This is a genomic window from Cupriavidus sp. F041 (assembly GCF_057814235.1).
Genome location: NZ_JBVASY010000001.1, coordinates 1,282,518 through 1,299,820, shown reverse-complemented (window position 1 = coordinate 1,299,820; position 17,303 = coordinate 1,282,518). Strand labels below are relative to the sequence as shown.

The following is a 17,303-nucleotide window of genomic DNA, read 5'->3' as shown; positions in this document are numbered from 1 at the left end:
GCATTAATCCGTTTACCTACACTCCGCCAGCCGGTTAAATCCGGCGGCAGACATACACCAACAACAGCGGGGAGACCCAAGATGCGTTTGACCATGCGGAAGGTGGGCTTCGCAGCCCTGATGTGTTTCGCCCTTAGCGCAGGCGTAATCGCCCAGTCGGCGTCATGGTGCGGCGCGGGCGGCTGCAACGGCAATGACAGTGGACGCGGCCAACTCCTGGACCAGAAAACCACGCTCCGCCTGAGCGCGAGCGCGCTCACAGGTCTCCTGAACGCAAGCGACTCAGGCCGCCAGCTACTACAGATCGCCGGCACCCCAACCTGCGACCTCGAGATCGTCTACTTCCGTTACCGCACCATCGGCGGCGCGCGCGAAGCCACCAACGCCAGCGGCGCCCTGATGATCCCGGGAGGCAGCGCATGCGGCGGACCCCGCCCGACCTTGATGTACGCGCACGGCACCACAACCTACCGCAATTACAATCTCGCCGACCTGACGCAAAAAGATGAAGGAAACGGCGACGGCGCCCTGGAAGGCATCAGCGTTGCCGCCATGTACGCCGCCCAGGGCTATATCGTGGTGGCAAGCAACTACGCGGGATACGCGGGCTCCGATCTGTCCTATCACCCCTACCTGAATGCCGATCAGCAGTCGGCCGACATGATCGACTCGCTCCGGGCCGCGCGGGTTGCCCTGAGCAATGCCGACGCGGGAAAGGCGGCCCGCGAAAACGGCAAGCTCTTTATAACGGGATATTCGCAGGGCGGCCACGTTGCCATGGCCACGCACCGCGCGCTGCAGGCGGCGGGCATCAACGTAACGGCGGCCTCGACGGGTTCAGGGCCTTATGCCCTGGCCGCTACGGGCGACGCGCTGATTGCGGGCGAGGTGAACCTTGGCGCTACCGTGTTCACGACGTTGGTGGCAACGAGTTACCAGAATGCCTACGGCAACCTCTACCGCAGGCCCGGCGACTTCTATGAGCCCGCCTACGTGCGCGGCATCGAGGATCTCCTGCCCAGCGTAACGCCGATCGATACCCTGATCGGCAACGGAGAACTCCCCGCCACGGCGCTCTTCAGCCCCCACACTCCCGCCCCGCAGTTCGCCTCGATGACGCCGCCGGCTTCGCCCCCGCTTGTGCCCCCCGAGCTGACGGCATTCTTTACCCTTGGATTCGGCAGGCCCCACCTGGTGCGTAACACCTACCGTCTCAGGCTGCTGGAAGACCAACTGGTGAATCCGGATGGCGCGTTCCCGGCCACCACGGCGGCAATGGCGCCTGCAAGCAGCCCGGCGACCCCGCTGCGCCAGGCATTCAAGCGAAACGATCTGCGTAACTGGGCACCGCGTGTCCCGGTCCAGCTCTGCGGCGGGCGATTCGACCCGACGGTGTATTTTTTCAACGCGACCGTTCAGCAGGCGTACTGGCAGAGCGCGAAGGTGCCGGCGCAGTTGACCTCTGTGCTGGATGTCGACGCACCTGTCTCCGGGCCTGGCGATCCTTATGCCGCGATCAAGCAGGGCTTCGCGCTCGCGAAGGCAACGTTCGCTGCGCAGGCGGTAGCGGGAGGCGCCAGGGATGGTGGTGCGTCAGCGGTGCTGCAGGCCTACCACGACGAACTGGTGGCGCCGTTCTGCATGGTTGCCGCGCGGGGCTTCTTCCAGAATTTCTGAGATTGGCGGGGCGACCGCGGCCGGTACGTGCCGCGGATTGTCCCGCCCAGCCATCGGCCGAGCTAGTCGCGCGCCTCCATCTTCCGGTTAAACCAAAGCGCCAGCAATGTACAGACCGCTCCGGAAAGCAGATAGCCGCTGACAGCAACCAGCCCGAACTCCACCGACAACCCCAGCGCGACCAGCGGCGCAAATGCCGCCCCGAACAGCCACGCGAAATCGGAAGTCAGCGCCGCGCCGGTATAGCGGAACCTGGCGTCGAAGTTCGCCGTGACGGCGCCCGCGGCCTGCCCATAAGACAGGCCCAGCAAGCCGAAGCCGATCAGGATGAACGTGTCTTGCCGGGCCGGTCCGCCATCCATCAGATAGGGCGCGAACAAGCTGAAGATGGCGATCAGGATCGCCATCAGCGCCAGCGTCGTGCGTCTGCCGATGCGGTCCGCGATCAGGCCGGATGCGATGGTGGCCGCCATGGCGATCCCCGCGCCCGCGATCTGGACGATGAGCACGGAGCTGATGTCCTGCGTCTCGTGCAGCGCGACCCACGACAGCGGGAACACGGTGACCAGATGGAACAGCGCATAGCTCGCCAGCGCGGCGAACGCACCGATGAAGAGGTTATAGCCCTGCTCGCGAAGCAATGCGACCGGGTTGATCGGCTCCAGTTCTCCCTCGTCGAGCAACTCGGTGTACTCACGGGTCACCACCAGCCTCAGGCGCGCGAAAAGGGCAACCACGTTGATCGCGAACGCTACGTAGAACGGATAGCGCCAGCCCCAGTCCAGGAACTCATCGAACTCCAGGGTAACGCGCAGGAAGAGGAACAACGAGCCGGCGATCAGAAAGCCGATTGGCGCGCCTAGCTGTCCCAGCATCGAATACCAGCCCCGGCGGTGTGGCGGGGCATTCAGCGCCAGCAGCGAAGGCAACCCGTCCCACGAGCCGCCCAGCGCAATGCCCTGCAGGATGCGAAGGAGGGCCAGCAATACGATGGACGTACGCCCGAGCGTGTCGAAGCCAGGCAGGAACGCCATTCCCGCGGTAGCCGTGCCCAGTACGAACAGCGCCGCCGTCAGCTTGATGCTGCGCCCCCAGCGGTGCTGGATGGCCATGAACAGCGCCGTCCCGAAGGGCCGGGCGATGAACGCGAAGGAGAAGATGGTGAAGGAGAGCAGCAGTCCGTCAAGCTGTCTGACGAAGGGGAAGAAGACGGAGGGAAAGACCAGCACCGAGGCGATGCCGTACACGAAGAAGTCGAAATACTCGGAAGCGCGTCCGATGACGACGCCGGCGGCGATCTCTCCCGGAGCGACCTCCCGGTGCATGGCTTCGCGCTCTGTCAGGGCGGGGGATGGTGACGGGTCGTGCTGGTGCGTAACGCTTGACATCATCAGGCCCTCTCGTGGTTCGGGGTGGCGTTTTGTGTCACTCCTTTAAGAATGGCACTTCTTTGACTACAGTGCCATAGGAAATGTTGAGTTTCCGCGGCCAGACCACCGGCGTAGTTTCAACGATCACTTCCACGGCTATGCAATTTCGCATTCGGAGAGTGCCATCCCGCTACGCAAGGCGAGGGTGGCTGTTGCTTCCTGCCATCCTGCTGTTGACGGGCTGCAACGCGGTATTGCTAGCCCCGGCCGGCGACCTTGCGGTCAGGCAGCGTGATCTAATCATCATTTCAACCGGCTTGATGCTGCTGATCATCCTGCCGGTGATCGCCCTGACGCTGCTGTTCGCGTGGCGCTACCGCGCCTCCAACCGGGAGGCGGTCTATGAGCCGGACTGGGACCATTCCACCTTGCTGGAACTGGTGATCTGGGCCGCGCCGCTGCTCATCATCATCGCCCTGGGCGCGCTGACCTGGGTCAGCACCCACAAGCTGGACCCTTACCAGTCGCTGAGCCGCATCGACGCACAGCGCGATGTGCCCATGGGGGTGGCGCCAATGACGGTCGAGGTGGTTGCGCTGGACTGGAAGTGGCTTTTCTTCTACCCCGAGCTGGGCATCGCCACGGTCAACGAACTGGCGGCGCCGGTGGACCAGCCGATCCGTTTCAAGATCACGGCCTCCACGGTGATGAATTCCTTCTTCATCCCCTCGCTGGCGGGACAGGTCTATGCCATGCCCGGCATGGAGACCCAGCTCCACGCTGTCATCAACCGGCCCGGGGTCTACGAGGGCTTCTCCGCCAACTACAGCGGCGCGGGCTTCTCCGGCATGTACTTCAAGTTCCATGGCATGAGCACCGAGGAGTTCGAGCGCTGGGTCCGGCAAGCCAGGGCCGGAGGCGGCGTATTGACGCGCGACGCCTACTTGCAGCTGGAAAAACCCAGCGAACTGGAGCCGGTACGCCGTTACGCCAGCGTGGCGCCAGGCTTGTACGATGCGATCCTGAACCGCTGCGTGGAACCCAATCGCACTTGCATCAAGGACATGATGGCCATGAGCGCGAGCCGCGGGCAGGGCAAGCCGCGGTCCTTCGATGTGGCCGCGCTCGAGGGCGGGGCCGGAACACGAACCGGCGCCATCTGCACCGCGGGCGACCCCGCCGGCATTGGCAATGGTCCCGCCGCAGCATCCGCGAGGGTGTCGCCGCGATGACCCGCCGCTCCCCGATTCCCGCAACAACGCCCCTGCGGCCCTGGTGACCACCATGCCCGAGCACCTTGACCTCGCGAAGCTGATATTCGGCCGCCTGACCTGGGAAGCGATTCCCTTCCACGAGCCCATCCTGCTGGTGACCTTCCTGGTGGTCGCGGCCGGCGGCCTGGCGCTGGTCGGCGCGCTGACGTACTTCCGGGTGTGGGGGTACCTGTGGCACGAGTGGTTCACCAGCATCGACCACAAGAAGATCGGCGTCATGTATGTCGTGCTCGGCATCGTCATGCTGCTGCGAGGCTTTGCCGACGCGATCATGATGCGCCTGCAGCAGTCGATCTCCTTTGGCGATTCGCTGGGCTACCTGCCGCCGCACCACTATGACCAGATCTTCAGCGCGCACGGCGTGATCATGATCTTCTTCGTGGCCATGCCGCTGGTCACCGGGCTCATGAACTTCGTGGTGCCGTTGCAGATCGGCGCGCGCGACGTGGCCTTTCCCTTCCTCAATAATTTCAGTTTCTGGATGACCGTCGGCGGTGCCGTGCTGGTGATGATGTCGCTGTTCGTGGGCGAGTTCGCGCGCACCGGCTGGCTGGCCTATCCGCCGCTGTCCGGCATCCTGCAAAGTCCGGATGTGGGCGTGGATTACTACATATGGGGCTTGCAGGTCGCGGGGCTGGGGACGCTGCTCTCGGGCATCAACCTGCTCGTGACCATCGTGAAGATGCGCGCGCCGGGCATGACCATGATGAAGATGCCGGTCTTTACGTGGACGGCGCTGTGCACCAACGTGCTAATCATCGCTGCTTTCCCGGTGCTGACCGCCGTGCTGGCCCTGCTGGCGCTGGACCGCTACGCGGGCTTTAACTTCTTCACCAACGATCTCGGCGGCAACGCCATGATGTACGTCAACCTGATCTGGATCTGGGGCCACCCGGAGGTGTACATCCTGATCCTGCCCGCCTTCGGCATCTTCTCGGAAGTGGTGTCGACCTTCTGCGGCAAGCGCCTCTTTGGCTATGCGTCGATGGTGTACGCCACGGTGGTGATCACGGTGCTGTCCTATCTCGTCTGGCTGCATCACTTCTTCACCATGGGATCGGGCGCCAGCGTCAATTCCTTTTTCGGCATCACCACCATGATCATCTCGATCCCGACCGGGGCGAAGATGTTCAACTGGCTGTTCACCATGTACCACGGCCGCATCCGCTTCGAAGTGCCGATGCTCTGGACCATCGGCTTCATGGTGACCTTTGTCATCGGTGGCATGACCGGCGTGCTGCTGGCCGTGCCGCCCGCGGATTTCTCGCTGCACAACAGCCTCTTCCTGATCGCGCACTTCCATAACGTGATCATCGGCGGCGTGCTGTTCGGGATGATGGCCGGCATTACCTACTGGTTCCCCAAGGCCTTCGGCTACCGGCTCGATCCCTTCTGGGGCAAGTGCTCGTTCTGGTTCTGGCTGGTTGGCTTCTACGTTGCCTTCATGCCGCTCTATGTGCTCGGCCTGATGGGCATCACGCGCCGCATGAGCCATTTCGAGGATGCGTCCCTGCAGATCTGGTTCCAGCTCGCGGCCTTTGGCGCCCTGCTGATCGCGCTCGGCATCGGCAGCTTCCTGATCCAGCTGGTGGTCAGCTTCCGCCGGCGCGAGTCGCTGCGCGACACCACCGGAGATCCGTGGGACGGCCGCACGCTGGAGTGGTCCACCTCTTCGCCGCCGCCCGCCTATAACTTCGCCTTTACGCCGATCATCCACGACAACGACGCATGGTGGCAGATGAAGTCCCTGCAATACCAGCGCCCGCAGCAGGGTTTCATACCGATCCACATGCCGAAGAACACCGCCGCCGGGATTATTATCGCGGGGCTTAGCACGTTGTTCGGCTTTGCCATGATCTGGCATATGTGGCTGATCGCCGTGGTCTCGTTCGTCGCCACCCTGGTAGTGGCAATCGGCCATACCTTCAACTACAAGCGCGACTACTACATCCCGGCCGACGTCGTAGTCCGCACCGAGGCAGAGCGCTCGCGCCTGCTTGCCAGCCATGGTTGAAACCTCTCTCCCCTACGGCAGCGGCGACACCAGCCTGCCTGAGCGGACGCGCGCGGAAGCGCTCCGCTTTCATGAACCGAGCGAGGTGCATCCGCAGAACGGCACGTTGCTCGGCTTCTGGCTGTACCTGATGAGCGACTGCCTCATCTTTGCCTGCCTGTTCGCCGTGTATGGCGTGCTGGGCCGCCGTTATGCCGGAGGTCCCACGGGCGCGGAGTTGTTCGAACTGCCGCTGGTCGCCCTCAACACCACCATGCTGCTGCTGTCGTCGATCACCTATGGCTTTGCCGTGCTGGAGATGCAGAAGGACAAGGTGCGCACGACGCTGATCTGGCTCGGCATTACCGGCCTGCTGGGCGCCACCTTCATCGGTATCGAACTCCATGAGTTCGCGCACCTGGTCCACGACGGAGCGGGGCCGCAGCGCAGCGCTTTCCTGTCCTCGTTCTTCACGCTGGTGGGCACGCACGGCACGCACGTGACCGTGGGCATCGTCTGGCTGATCACGCTGATGGCGCAGGTCGGGCAGCATGGGCTGATTCCGGAAAACAAGCGCCGCCTGATGTGCCTGTCCATGTTCTGGCACTTCCTGGACGTGGTCTGGATCGGCGTATTCACCTTCGTCTACCTGATGGGAGTGCTGCCATGAGCGCGCATGACAATGCCCTCGCCGGGGCCGGCGATGCCCATGGACATGACCACCATGGCCACGACGACCACGCCCCCAGCACCTTCAGGGGCTACATGACGGGCTTCGTGCTCGCGGTGGTCCTGACGGCCATCCCCTTCTGGCTGGTGATGGCAAAGGTGTTCGACAAGTCCAGCACCACGGCGCTGCTCGTGCTGGCCTGCGCCTCGGTGCAGATCGTCGTGCACATGATATATTTCCTGCATATGAATGCCAGGTCGGAAGGCGGTTGGACCATGCTGGCGCTGATTTTCACCATCGTGCTGGTGGTCATCGCGCTGACTGGCTCGCTATGGGTGATGTTCCACCTCGACCAGAACATGATGCCGATGCACGATATGAAGAACCTGCCTTGACTCTCCCGCAACAAGATTTAGCCCGCCCGACCCCCACTCGCAGACGAACCGCCGGTGCACTGATAGTGCTGGCCCTGGTTGCCGCTATCGCGGTCGCCGGGCTGCTTGCGCTTGGCACCTGGCAAGTCCAGCGGCGCGCCTGGAAGCTCGACCTCATCGAGCGTGTGAACCAGCGGGTGCATGCTCCCGCCACGGCGGCGCCGGGCCCCGCTCAGTGGCCGCGCCTGAACAAGACGGACGACGAATACCGGCGCGTGCAAGTGACCGGCACTTTCCTGCATGACCGCGAAACCCTGGTCCAGGCCGTGACGGAACTGGGTGGCGGCTTCTGGGTGCTGACGCCGCTGCGCACGGCGGACGGCAGCGTGGTGCTGGTCAACCGGGGCTTTGTGCCGCCGGAGCAGCGCGATCGCGCCACACGCAGCGGGAGCGACCCGGCCGGAGAGACCACGGTGACCGGTCTGTTGCGCTTCAGCGAGCCCGGCAACGGATTCCTGCGCAACAATGACCCGGCGGCCGGCCGCTGGTACGGACGCGATGTGCCCGCCATCGCCGCCGCCCGCGCGCTCACGAACGTGGCGCCGTATTTCATCGACGCGGATGCGGCCGCGCCGGCCGGCGACGGCGGCAAGCGCGTCTGGCCGGAAGGCGGCCTGACGGTGGTCACCTTCAACAACAACCATCTCAGCTATGCCATTACCTGGTATGTACTGGCGCTGATGGCGGCTGGCGCCGCGTGCTACGTTGGCCGCGAGGAATACCGGCGGCTGCGCGGCGGCGCCGGGCAGGGCAAGGGAGAAGACGGGCAGCGCAGGCGGCAATAGCGCGCCGCCGTCCAGCTCGCGCGGCGCCTAGCCGACCGAGGCTTCGAATACCCGCCGGTAGTTGCCGCCGAGAATCCCGTTCGTTTCGTCTTGCGTGAAGCCCGCCGCCAGCAGCGCATCGGCCAGCGAAGGCAATTGCTCGTAACTCCTGAACACCGGCGGGGAAATAAAGCCGAGCATGTCCGTGCCCAGGCCGACGTGTTCGACGCCAACCACGTCGGCCATCCGCTTGATGCCCTCGGCCATCGCGCGCAGGTCGCGGAAGGTGCCCGAACTGGGCCAGACGCCGATCACGCCGCCGGTGCCGGCGATCACGCGGGCGTGGTCGGGCGTGATCAGCCGGCTGCGCGTGCCTGGACGCGTCGCCAGCGCGGAGTGCGAGATCACCAGCGGCCTGGTGGACGTCGCCGCGGCGCGCTTCACCAGCGCATAGGTGCCGTGCGCGACGTCGACGACGATGCCTCGCGCATTGCAGCGCCGCACCACCTCCGCGCCAAAATCCGTCAGGCCGCCGTGCACCGGCGCCTCGGTCTGGATATCGCCGAGTTCGTTGACGCGGTAGTGCGTCAGCTGCAGGTGGCGCAACTGATGCATCGCGTACGCTTCGTCGACGCGTTCCAGCCTGCCTTCAAGAAAATCGGCGCCTTCAGAAGCGATGATCGCGCACGGCCCGGCGCGACCGCGGGCGGCCAGGGATGCCGCGTCTATCACCACATGCATCTGCTCACGCTCGATCAGCCGATGCGCGCGCGCGAACTCGGTCACGCCGAGTGCGTAAAGCTCGCCCTCCTGCGGGGCTCGCCACGCTTCGAAGCGCGTGCGGTCCGCAGACACGCGCGTGACGGTGGTGTCGGTCACGATCGCCAGGCAGATCACGTTCATGCCGCCGGCGCGCATCGGCGAGGCGAGAGGCTGGAAGGGACGGTCCGCGCCGATGGCGGGATCGCGCGAGACGGTCACGCGGCCGCCGTGGCTGTGCATGTCGATCGTCAGCGCGTTGGCGGGCGGCGTCCATCTGGCGGCGGCGTCAGCCGCTTGTGGGGTGGATGCCGCGGATGGCTCGCGCGCTTCGGTGTAGCCGGCGAAGCGCCCCGGCGCGCAGGCGGCAAGCCCGAGCGCCGCGCCGGACGCCAGGAACACGCGCCGGGTGATCGGCGCTGCCCCTGCTTGCGGCGCGGGCGCAAGCGCCGAGGCTTCCACCATCTGATAGCGCCAGCCCGCCGGATCGTCGCGCAGCCGCAGCAAACGCCCCCGCAGGCAAACGGCGCGCTCTTGCCGCGCGAGCGGCGCCGCAAGGTACACCTCGATGCTGGCCAGCGGATCGCGCGGCACGCACCCGCCGCAGCATGGCGCCTCGGCGGTGATCAAGGCATAGTCGGCGGTCTCGCCCGCGGGATCCAGCGGCATCATCCAGCCTGTCACCTCGACCAGCGTGCCATGCAGCGCGTCGGCCGCGCCGGTACGGATTGTCGTCCAGTCAATCTGCTCAATCTGCATTGCCGCTCCACGCGTTGGGCATTCGGACCTGAGCGTTGGCCGGTCAGGCACGGCTGGCTTGCGATCCACATGATATCGCGGCGAAATACGCGGGCGGCGGTGCCGGCGGGGCCACAAGCGCCTTTGCCTGCACCGGGACCCGTCTCCGCGCCATTCCCATCACTCGCATAGCAAGTACAATGCTGGGCTTCGTCCCGGACTGTCCGGGTCCGCCCCGCTATACCTGATTCCATGTCCAATCTCATCGTGCACGGCGGCAAGCCGCTCCGTGGCCGCATTACTCCCTCGGCCAACAAGAATGCAGTGCTGCCCGTGCTCTGCGCCACGCTGCTCACCGATGAGCCTTTGCGCCTGCATGGCGTGCCCGATATCACCGACGTGCGCAAGATCCTCGAGATTTTCCGCGCTTTGGGCAGCAAGGTGCATATGGACCACGCGACCGGCACGCTGGAACTGCACCATTGCGAAACGGTCTTCGACGCCGCCCGCCATCGGCTGCCCGAGGAAATGCGCTCCTCCATCATGCTGGTGCCCCCGTTGCTGGCGCGCTTCGGCGTTGCCCGGCTGGAGGACAACGTCAAGGGCTGTACGCTTGGCGTGCGCGAGATCGATCCGCACGTCGAAGTCTTCCGCCGCTTCGGCGGCGAGGTGGAGCGCGTCGACGGCTCGCTGCTCGTGCGCAGTGCCGGCCTGCTGAAACCGACCGATCACTGGCTGGACTACGCATCGGTCACCACCACGGAGAACTTCGTGCTGTGCGCGGCCGCCGCGGGCGGCACCTCCACGCTGACCAATGCGGCATCGGAGCCGCATGTGCAGGAGTTCTGCCGCTTCATGGCGATGATCGGCGCGCGCATCGAAGGCATTGGCACCTCGCGCCTGACGGTGCACGGCGGCAATACCCTGCGTGGCGGGGAGTTCACCTTCGACGAGGATTTCCACGAGATCACGACCTTCCTGGCGCTGGGCGCCATCACCGGCGGCGATGTTGTCGTGCGCAACAGCGCACCCGGCAATTTTCCGCTGATCGACCGGACCTTTGCCAAGTTCGGCGTGCAGATCACGCACGAGGACGGCTGGTCGCGGGCCACCTGCGCCGGCCCGCTGAAAGTGCAGACGCCTTTCACCAGCAACGTACTCACCAAGGTCGAGGCCGCGCCATGGCCGTACTTCCCGGTGGACCTGCTGCCGATCTTTATCGCGCTGGGCGTGCGCGCGCAGGGCAACGCCATGTTCTGGAACAAGGTGTACGACGGCGCGCTGGGCTGGACCGGCGAACTGTCGAAGTTCGGCGCCCATGTGTTCTCGTCCGACCCGCACCGGCTCATCACCTTCGGCGGCAATCCGCTGACGCCGGCGGTGGTGGAAAGCCCGTACATCATCCGGGTGGCGATCGCACTGTTCATGGTGGCCGCCAGCATCGACGGCCGGTCCGAGATCCGCAACGCCGCGCCGATCCGCCGGGCCCATCCCCGCTTCGTCGAGAACCTGCGCAGCCTTGGCGTGCAGGTGGAGTGGACGAGCGAAGATTAAGGGCAGGGCAACACGGGTCTTCCGCAGGCGCGGCCCGCTGCCTGCAACGAGACGCTGCGGCGACCACCTCGGCGATTTCCGCCTCGCCGGGAAAGCTCGTCCTGGTTCGCTGCGCGACCACCTTGTCGCCGACCGTGACTTCGAAAATGCCCCCTTGCCGGGCACGAGCGCGGCCGCGAGTCCGCAGCGCTCGCGTATCGCGGCGCCGCGCATATAGGCGACGGCGCGCACGCGGAGCGGATGGCGGCGCGCCTGGTGAAAGCCCGGCGCCGATCCGCAATCGTGCAACACCAGCGTAATACGCCCCTGCGGCAGCACTACATCGAACCAGGCGCCGGGATAGCGTCTATGGAGTCGATAAGTTCAAAGAATGAGTTCATCCGACTTTTGTGTGGGTCGATTTATCGCTGGGCTAATTCCTGCACTGCCGTAGCTCCCCTCCCGTTTCGTGGGGCCGGGACCGTACCGATTCCTATTTCAATCGCGATTCGATCGCGATCATGAGTTCGCCGCTTTCCCTTCGATTGTCCGCACATGTCGGATGGCACGGACAAGATTGCGGTGAAAATCGGCTTTACGGCACTTGCCCATGGGCCTCATGCATATCCCCATTGATTGTTGCCGCTGTTCGACATAAGACTGAAGACAGCGTGTCGCATGCGCACCTCCTGCCCGAAGAACCGGAGATAAAAAATGGAAGAAGATCTCGTTCAGCGGATACGGTCCAATCCCAACTATCAGCGGCTGGTTTCGACCCGTTCCACCTACGGATGGGTGCTCGCCGGGATGATGATGGTTGTGTATTACGGCTACATCCTCCTGGTTGCCTTCGGCAAGACCCTGCTCTCCATCAGGATCGGCAGCGGCGTGATGACCTGGGGCATTCCGATCGGACTCTTTGTGATCGTATTTACCGTGGCGATCACCGGCATCTACGTCTGGCGCGCCAATCGCGAATTCGATGACCTGACGGCTCAGATTCGCAAGGAGGTGCTCTAATGTCGACCCGGAGCCGCATCCTGAGCACACTGACGCCGCTTGCCCTGTGCGGGGCGGCCTGGGGAGCCGGTGGCGACCTTGGCCAGATGCAGAAGCAGCCGACCAACTGGACGGCGATTGCCATGTTCGCTGTCTTTGTGGTGTTCACCCTGTTCATCACGAAATGGGCGGCTAGCAGAACGAAGTCCGCCGCGGATTTCTATACGGCCGGCGGCGGCATCACCGGCTTCCAGAATGGCCTGGCAATCGCGGGCGACTATATGTCCGCGGCTTCTTTCCTGGGGATATCGGCTGCGGTTTATGCGAACGGCTATGACGGCCTGATTTATTCGATCGGCTTTCTGGTCGGCTGGCCCGTCATCACCTTCCTGATGGCCGAGCGGTTGCGCAACCTCGGCCGCTTCACCTTCGCCGACGTGGCTGCCTATCGCTTCGAGCAGACGCCGATCCGCGTATTCGCGGCCTCGGGCACGCTGGTGGTGGTGGCGTTCTACCTGATTGCCCAGATGGTCGGCGCCGGACAGCTGATCAAGCTGCTGTTTGGCCTGGAGTACTGGCTTGCCGTGGTGATCGTCGGCACGCTGATGATGGTCTATGTGCTGTTCGGGGGCATGACGGCGACCACATGGGTCCAGATCATCAAGGCCGGCCTGCTGCTCGCGGGCGCGACGTTCATGGCAGTCATGGTGCTCGCGCAGTTCCATTTCAATCCTGAAGCGCTGTTTGCCAAGGCGGTCGACGTCCATGCCAAGAAGGACGCCATCATGGGCCCCGGCACCTTCATCAAGGATCCGATTTCCGCCATTTCATTCGGCATGGCGCTGATGTTCGGCACGGCGGGGCTGCCGCACATCCTGATGCGATTCTTTACCGTGCCAAGCGCCAAGGAAGCACGCAAGTCCGTGTTCTGGGCGACGACGTGGATCGCCTACTTCTACGTGCTGACGTTCATCATCGGCTTTGGCGCCATCGTGCTGGTCAGCACCAACCCGGTCTACAAGGATGCGCTTGGCGGCTTGCTGGGCGGCAACAACATGGCGGCCATCCACCTTGCGAACGCCGTCGGCGGCAACGTGTTCCTCGGCTTTATCTCCGCCGTGGCCTTCGCCACGATTCTTGCCGTGGTCGCCGGATTGACGCTGTCCGGCGCTACCGCCGTGTCCCATGACCTTTACGCGACCGTGTTCAAGAAAGGCAAGGCGACCAGCGATAAGGAATTGCGCGTTTCGCGGTATACGACAGTGGCGCTGGGCATCGTGGCGGTGATTCTCGGGATCGCGTTCGAGAAGCAGAACATCGCCTTCATGGTGTCGCTGGCCTTTGCTGTTGCGGCATCGGCTACCTTCCCCGTGTTGTTCATGGCCGTGCTGTGGAAAGACTGCACGACACGCGGCGCGACCATCGGCGGCTTTCTCGGCCTGATTACCGCGGTCGGGCTGACCATCGTCTCCAAGTCGGTCTGGGTGGATGTATTCGGTTACAAGGATGCGATCTTTCCGTACACGTCGCCTGCCTTGTTTTCGATGACCGCCGGCTTTGTCGGCATCTGGCTGTTCTCGGTTCTCGACAGGAGCGATCGTGCCCGCGTCGACCGCGAAGGTTACGAGGCGCAGAGAGTCCGGTCGGAAACCGGCATTGGCGCGGCGGGCGCTTCCGGCCACTGAAGGATTTGCCATGTTGCGCCGTAACCTCGCCGGACACCGCCTGATCGCGCTGTTTGCCCTGGGCTGGCTGCTGTTCAACTATCCGCTGCTGGCCCTGTTCAACAACACGCTCACCTGGTTCGGCATCCCGCGGTTGTACGCCTATCTGTTTGCCGCATGGGCGGTGCTTATCGTTCTGCTGGCATTCACCGCGGAACAGGAAGCACCGCGAAAAGGAAACCCACAGGGAAACCCACAGCCCGCCCCGCCCGCACCCGCGCCGAGAGACTGACATGCTGCAGGGCTGGGTCGTTGCGCTGGCGTCGTTCGCGTACCTCGGCGTGCTGTTCGCCATTGCGTATTACGGCGACAAGCGCTCGGACGCGGGCGCCAGCGTCATCAACAACCCGTACCTGTATGCGTTGTCGCTGGCCGTGTACGCCACCTCGTGGACATACTACGGCAGCGTCGGCCGCGCCGCCGTCAGCGGCATCGGCTTTTTGCCCATCTACCTCGGCCCCACGCTGATGGCGGCGCTCTGGTGGACCGTGCTGCGCAAGATCATCCGTATCAGCAAGAACAACCGCATCACGTCGATTGCCGATTTCCTGGCTTCGCGCTACGGCAAGAGCGCGCTGCTTGGCGGCCTTGTCACCCTGGTGTCGGTAGTGGGCATCGTGCCATATATCGCGCTGCAACTGAAGGCCGTCTCGGCGAGCGTGGCGGTACTGGTGCATTCCGCCAACCTCGGCATCCCGCGCGGCGCGGCAGGGCCGGTGTGGTCGGACACCACGCTGTACCTCGCGCTGATGCTGGCCATGTTCACCATCCTGTTCGGCACCCGCCATATCGATGCGGCGGAGCGCCATGAGGGCATGGTCGCCGCGATTGCCTTTGAATCGCTGGTAAAGCTGGCGGCATTCCTCTCGGTGGGGATCTTCGTTACCTTTGGCCTGTACGATGGCTTCGGGGATCTGTTCGGGCGTGCCGGCGCGGTTCCCGCGCTGAAGGCGCTCCTGACGCTGGATGGCGGCGCGGCGGGTGGCGGTACCGTGACGTTCGGCAGGTGGGCCGCGCTGGTATTCCTGTCGATGCTGTCGATCCTGCTCCTGCCGCGCCAGTTCCAGATCGCCGTGGTCGAGAACGTCGACGAGAACCACCTCAGGAAAGCCATCTGGCTGCTGCCCTTGTACCTCCTGGCGATCAATCTCTTTGTACTGCCGATCGCTTTCGCAGGGGTGCTGCGCTTTCCGGGCGGCCAGGTCGACCCGGATATGTTCGTGCTGGCGTTGCCGCTGCAGGAAAGCTCTCCGGCGCTGACGCTCCTTGTGTTTATCGGCGGGCTGTCGGCCGCGACCGGCATGGTTATCGTCGAAACCATTGCGCTCAGCACCATGGTCTGCAATGACCTGGTGATGCCCTTGCTGCTGCGCCTGAAGCCCTTGCGGTTCGGCCATCGCGCCGATATCAGCGCGATGCTGCTCGCGATCAGGCGCGCGGCCATCGTGCTGTTGATGATGCTCGGATATGCCTACTTCCGGCTCGCCGGCGAAGCGTACGCGCTGGTTTCGATCGGCCTGATCTCATTCGCGGCCGTGGCGCAGTTCGGGCCCGCGATGCTGGGCGCCATCTATTGGAAAAACGGCACGCGGCGCGGCGCGCTGGCCGGCCTGGGCGTGGGGTTCCTGATCTGGCTGTACACGCTCCTGCTGCCATCGTTCGCGCAGTCCGGCTGGCTGCCGGCCAGCTTTGTCGAATACGGGCCGTTCGGCATCGGGTGGCTGAAGCCGCAGCAACTGTTTGGCCTGGCCGGGCTGGACCCGGTCTCGCATGCGCTGTTCTGGAGCATGCTGGCGAATGCCGGCAGCTATGCCGGCGTGTCGCTCACGAGTCCGCAAAGCGCGGCGGAACGGGTGCAGGCCATCCTGTTCGTGGATGCCTACGCCCACAGCGGCAGCGCGCTCGGTTCCCATGTGTGGCGCGGCAGCGCTTCGGCCGAAGCGGTACTCGCGTTGTTGCGGCGTTTCCTTGGCGGCGCCAGGGCCGACGAAGCGTACGCGCGATTCCACCGCGAGCGCGCCGGCGCCAGCCCGCTGGCGGCCGACGCCGCGCTGGTGCATTTCGCGGAAATCCAGCTGGCCGGTGCGATCGGTGCCGCATCGGCGCGCGCCATGATCGCCTCGGCGGTGAATGAAGAGCCGCTCGGCCTGGACGAAGTCATGGCGATACTGGATGAGACCTCGCAAGCGGTCGCCTACAGCCGGCAACTGGAACAGAAATCGCGCGAACTGGAAACGGTCTCGGCCGGACTCAAGGCGGCCAACCTGCGGCTCACCGAACTCGACCGCATGAAGGACGACTTCATTTCGACCGTGACCCACGAGTTGCGCACGCCACTCACGTCAATCCGCGCATTCTCCGAGATTCTTCGCGACCATCCCGATCTTGCCGCTGCCAGGCGCAGCGAATACCTTGACATTGTGATCAGGGAAAGCGAGCGCCTCACACGTCTCATCAACAACGTGCTCGATCTTGCCAAGATCGAATCCGGCGGCACCGGATGGCGCACCGTGCCACTAGACTTGAAACAAGTGATAGAGGATGCGGTAAGCGCCACCCGGCAACTGTTCGCGGACCAGCGCATTCAGCTTGAGTTGCACCTGCCGCCGCAGGTCCCTGTGATACTGGCCGACCCCGACCGGCTGATGCAAGTGATGCTCAACCTGCTGTCGAACGCGGCAAAGTTCTGCGACCGGGCGGACGGCCGGGTCGCGGTGAGCCTGGAGGCCGCAGGCGGCAATTTGCGTGTCGCGGTGCGCGACAACGGTTGCGGCGTGCGCCCGCAGGATCGGGAGCTGATCTTCGACAAGTTCCGCCAGGGCGGCGACAGGCTGGCGGGCAAGCCACAGGGCACCGGGCTCGGATTGCCGATCAGCCGGGAAATCGTTCGCCATTTCGGCGGTGCGCTGTGGCTGGAGGCGACGCAGGACAACGGTGCGGTATTCGTATTCACGCTGCCGCTGCCGAATGCACCGGAGACAACGTCATGACCCACAAAGTCCTCATCGCCGACGACGAACCGAACATCGTGATCTCCCTGGAATTCCTGATGCAGCAGAGCGGCTACGAAGTGGGCATCGCTCGCGACGGGGAGGAAGCCCTGGCGCAGATGACCGCGTTCCAGCCCGATCTTGTCCTGCTCGACATCATGCTGCCGCTGCGCAGCGGCTTCGAGGTCTGCCAGAAGATCCGCGAGAACAAGGCCTGGGATCGGGTCAGGGTGGTCATGCTATCGGCGAAGGGGCGGGAGCTTGAGGTGAGCAAGGGCCTCGCGCTGGGCGCCGATGCGTACATCACCAAGCCGTTTTCCACCAGGGAGCTGGTTGAAAAGGTGGGCGCATTGCTCGCGAGCTGACAGAGAGACCTCG

At 64.4% G+C, this 17,303-nt stretch carries 14 protein-coding genes; 12 read left to right on the top strand and 2 right to left on the bottom strand.

Annotation, left to right across the window (positions count from 1 at the left end; genetic code table 11):
- Positions 1 to 81 precede the first annotated feature (81 nt).
- Positions 82 to 1,677 carry an alpha/beta hydrolase family protein gene (locus ACZY0R_RS05915; RefSeq protein ID WP_488857563.1) on the top strand — a complete coding sequence of 532 codons (1,596 nt, stop codon included), beginning with the start codon at positions 82 to 84 and terminating at the stop codon, positions 1,675 to 1,677.
- A gap of 62 nt (positions 1,678 to 1,739) precedes the next feature.
- Here the strand turns inward: ACZY0R_RS05915 and ACZY0R_RS05910 are convergent, their stop codons facing one another.
- Positions 1,740 to 3,065, bottom strand: a complete 1,326-nt coding sequence (locus tag ACZY0R_RS05910; protein WP_488859521.1) for an MFS transporter — start codon at positions 3,063 to 3,065, stop codon at positions 1,740 to 1,742.
- 140 nt (positions 3,066 to 3,205) lie between these two features.
- Here ACZY0R_RS05910 and cyoA point away from each other — a divergent pair, with 140 nt between their 5' ends.
- From cyoA to ACZY0R_RS05885, 5 genes are all read left to right on the top strand, one after another.
- Entirely contained in the window at positions 3,206 to 4,279 is a 1,074-nt protein-coding gene (cyoA, locus tag ACZY0R_RS05905; RefSeq protein WP_488857562.1) for a ubiquinol oxidase subunit II, read from the top strand.
- A 52-nt stretch (positions 4,280 to 4,331) separates the two neighbouring features.
- Positions 4,332 to 6,335 carry a cytochrome o ubiquinol oxidase subunit I gene (gene cyoB / locus ACZY0R_RS05900; protein WP_488857561.1) on the top strand — a complete coding sequence of 668 codons (2,004 nt, stop codon included), beginning with the start codon at positions 4,332 to 4,334 and terminating at the stop codon, positions 6,333 to 6,335.
- Entirely contained in the window at positions 6,328 to 6,984 is a 657-nt protein-coding gene (gene cyoC / locus ACZY0R_RS05895) for a cytochrome o ubiquinol oxidase subunit III (RefSeq protein ID WP_488857560.1), read from the top strand. Before cyoB ends, cyoC begins: the two co-directional genes overlap by 8 nt.
- Positions 6,981 to 7,379, top strand: coding sequence for a cytochrome o ubiquinol oxidase subunit IV (gene cyoD, locus ACZY0R_RS05890; RefSeq protein ID WP_488857559.1), 399 nt, complete (start codon positions 6,981 to 6,983; stop codon positions 7,377 to 7,379). Before cyoC ends, cyoD begins: the two co-directional genes overlap by 4 nt.
- 65 nt (positions 7,380 to 7,444) lie before the next feature.
- Positions 7,445 to 8,203 (top strand): SURF1 family protein, encoded by a 759-nt coding sequence (locus ACZY0R_RS05885; RefSeq protein WP_488857558.1) that lies wholly within the window; start codon positions 7,445 to 7,447, stop codon positions 8,201 to 8,203.
- 27 nt (positions 8,204 to 8,230) lie between these two features.
- On the opposite strand, the gene ACZY0R_RS05880 is transcribed toward ACZY0R_RS05885, so the two are convergent.
- On the bottom strand, positions 8,231 to 9,700 hold the full coding sequence (locus ACZY0R_RS05880) for a dipeptidase (RefSeq protein WP_488857557.1): 1,470 nt from the start codon (positions 9,698 to 9,700) through the stop codon (positions 8,231 to 8,233).
- 231 nt (positions 9,701 to 9,931) lie between these two features.
- On the opposite strand from ACZY0R_RS05880, the gene ACZY0R_RS05875 reads away from it, so the two are divergent.
- The 6 genes from ACZY0R_RS05875 (at position 9,932) to ACZY0R_RS05850 (ending at position 17,290) form a co-directional block, all read left to right on the top strand.
- Entirely contained in the window at positions 9,932 to 11,233 is a 1,302-nt protein-coding gene (locus tag ACZY0R_RS05875) for a UDP-N-acetylglucosamine 1-carboxyvinyltransferase (RefSeq protein WP_488857555.1), read from the top strand.
- A gap of 693 nt (positions 11,234 to 11,926) precedes the next feature.
- The gene (locus tag ACZY0R_RS05870; RefSeq protein WP_488857554.1) at positions 11,927 to 12,232 is read left to right on the top strand and encodes a DUF485 domain-containing protein; all 306 of its coding nucleotides are present in this window, start codon (positions 11,927 to 11,929) and stop codon (positions 12,230 to 12,232) included.
- Complete coding sequence (locus ACZY0R_RS05865; protein WP_488857553.1) at positions 12,232 to 13,896, top strand: cation acetate symporter; 1,665 nt, start codon at positions 12,232 to 12,234, stop codon at positions 13,894 to 13,896. Before ACZY0R_RS05870 ends, ACZY0R_RS05865 begins: the two co-directional genes overlap by 1 nt.
- Positions 13,897 to 13,906: 10 nt before the next feature.
- Complete coding sequence (locus tag ACZY0R_RS05860) at positions 13,907 to 14,167, top strand: hypothetical protein (RefSeq protein ID WP_488857552.1); 261 nt, start codon at positions 13,907 to 13,909, stop codon at positions 14,165 to 14,167.
- Between the two features lies 1 nt (position 14,168).
- Entirely contained in the window at positions 14,169 to 16,925 is a 2,757-nt protein-coding gene (locus ACZY0R_RS05855; protein ID WP_488857551.1) for an ATP-binding protein, read from the top strand.
- Positions 16,922 to 17,290, top strand: a complete 369-nt coding sequence (locus tag ACZY0R_RS05850) for a response regulator transcription factor (RefSeq protein WP_035874675.1) — start codon at positions 16,922 to 16,924, stop codon at positions 17,288 to 17,290. Before ACZY0R_RS05855 ends, ACZY0R_RS05850 begins: the two co-directional genes overlap by 4 nt.
- Positions 17,291 to 17,303 lie beyond the last annotated feature (13 nt).